This window comes from Sphingobacterium sp. IITKGP-BTPF85, assembly GCF_001006065.1.
Taxonomy (GTDB): domain Bacteria; phylum Bacteroidota; class Bacteroidia; order Sphingobacteriales; family Sphingobacteriaceae; genus Sphingobacterium; species Sphingobacterium anhuiense.
The window spans coordinates 1-2,285 of the sequence record NZ_ASZT02000273.1; the positions used below are offsets into that span (position 1 = coordinate 1).

Genomic DNA, 2,285 nt, shown 5'->3' on the forward strand with positions numbered 1-2,285 from the left:
TTGTCCATTACAGGTACTGTTCTAAGAATGATTGCGTATGAACGTACTTTGGTAATGGCGGCCTACCAAGTACATATTTAAATAGATTCCTCTAGGATATATCTTTGCTTACATGAATTTATTAGAAAGTAAGCGTGAGAAAATGCTCTCGTTAGTGGCCCAATGGGGAGAGAGTGGTCTAAGCCAGAAGGATTTTTGTTCTTTCCACGGAATCAAGGTCTGTACGCTTAGTTATTGGATCAAAAAGAGTTCAGAACAGGTTGAGCAAGGTGGATTTACGGAAATCCGCTCCTGCATGGTTGAATCAGGAAATATCGAAGTCATTTATCCCAATGGGGTCCGCATCAGTACAGATAGGGATCTATCATTAGTGGCTAAACTTATTCATATTTATTAGTGTTTGCGCTCGGATCATCACATCGTTTCTATCTTTTTAACGGTCATTGCGATATGAGAAAATCATTTGACGGGCTTTGTGGTCTGATCAGTTCGAACATGCAGCGCCAAGCTACCAGCGGCGAGGTGTTTGTATTTCTTAACCGTAGCGTACGCATATGAAGCTACTGCATTGGGAAAAAGGTGGCTTCGTGCTGTATTATAAACGACTGGAGAGTGGAACCTTTTTACCACCTAACGTAAAAGATGGGGAGTTTTCCTGGAGTGAGCTGGTACTCATGGTCGAAGGCATACAGGTGGTGAAAAGCATTCGCAAAAAGCGTTTTTTATTACCATAAAACCGGTTTTTCAGTTGCTATAACCCTGATTTATTCGTACATTTAGGGTATGGAAACAGCGCTGGAAAATCTCTCAAAAGAAGACCTTTTAAAGGTTATTTCCAGTCGTGACCAGAAGATAGATTACTTAGAATCGCAACTTGCGATGTACAAACGTATGCAGTTTGGACAGAAGCGCGAACGTTTCGAAGGCGATTCTAACCAGATTGCTCTTCCCTTTGAAGCAGAGCCTGCTGAAGTGGTACAGCAACAGGAAGAAACCAAAGAAAAGATTGAGTATGTACGTAAACGTCCCAACCATAAAGGACGGGCTAAACTTCCGGCACATCTTCCCGTAGAGGAAATCGAAATCCACCCAGAAGGCGATTTGTCGGAAATGGTATGCATCGGTAAAGAAATTACCGAAGAACTGGAATGCGAACCGGCAAAGTTCTATATCAAACGCTACATTCGCTATAAATATGCAGCTAAAAATGGAGACAGAGTATCCATCGCCGAGCTTCCTGAACGGGTAATCGATAAAGGAATCCCAGGAGCAAGTCTTCTTGCGATGATCCTGACCGGTAAGTATATGGATCACCTCCCTCTGTACCGTCAGAAGCAGATCTTCGCCAGGGAAAACATACAGATCCCATCCTCAACCATCGAAGGGTGGACCAAACAGGCATTGGAAAAATTGGAGCCATTGTATGAACATCTCATTTTCGACACCAAATCTAAAGGGTATCTTCAGGTTGATGAAACACCGATAAAAGTATTGGATAGCGATAAAAAGGGCGCGACCCATCAAGGCTACTATTGGTCTATCATGCTCCGCTGGACGGAACCGTACTGTTTGATTATAGTCCCACCCGTGGTGGCATCGCCGCTGTACCTATGCTTGGAAATTTCAAAGGATACCTCCAGACGGATGGGTACGCCGTGTACGAGAAGTACGGAAAAAAGAAAGAGGTAACACACCTAGCCTGTTGGGCGCATGCTCGTCGTGAGTTTGAAAAGGCATTGGATAATGACAAAAGAAGAGCTGAAAAAGCATTGCTATTGATCCAACAGTTGTATATAAACGAAAGGAAAGCCAAAGAAGAAAACCTTTCTCCCCAGCAAATCAAAGAACTTAGACTAGCTGAATCACTGCCCGTAATCAACGAGTTGGGGAAATGGATCTTCGAAGAAATAAAGAATACCCTGCCCAAAAGCCAGATTGGGAAAGCGATGGCCTATGCGTATGCACGTTGGGATGCTTTATCAGCATATTTATACGATGGAAACCTTTTTATTGATAATAATCTCGTCGAGAATGCGATAAGACCTATAGCCCTGGGAAGGAAAAACTATCTCTTTGCGGGGAGCCACGAAGCGGCGCAAAGGTCAGCTATGATCTATTCTTTATTCGCCATTTGTAAGAAACATGAAGTCAATCCTTTTCAATGGCTGAAATATACGTTGCAAAATATCATGTCAATAAACCATAAGAATATCAAGGAGCTATATCCCCAGAACTATAAACAAATCATTGGGCAATCAAACATGTAGTTCGTAGGACGGATACGT

At 42.8% G+C, this 2,285-nt stretch carries 1 protein-coding gene and 2 pseudogenes; all 3 read left to right on the forward strand.

The annotated features are described in order from the left end of the window. Positions 1-142 precede the first annotated feature (142 nt). The 3 genes and pseudogenes from tnpA to tnpC all read left to right on the forward strand — a co-directional run bounded on the left by tnpA (position 143) and on the right by tnpC (position 2,267). On the forward strand, positions 143-397 hold the full coding sequence (gene tnpA / locus L950_RS25000; RefSeq protein WP_031287793.1) for an IS66 family insertion sequence element accessory protein TnpA: 255 nt from the start codon (positions 143-145) through the stop codon (positions 395-397). Between the two features lie 53 nt (positions 398-450). After that, positions 451-734: pseudogene (gene tnpB / locus L950_RS36925) on the forward strand (IS66 family insertion sequence element accessory protein TnpB). Between the two features lie 49 nt (positions 735-783). Continuing rightward, positions 784-2,267 (forward strand): annotated as a pseudogene (gene tnpC / locus L950_RS25010) (IS66 family transposase). Positions 2,268-2,285: the final 18 nt, after the last annotated feature.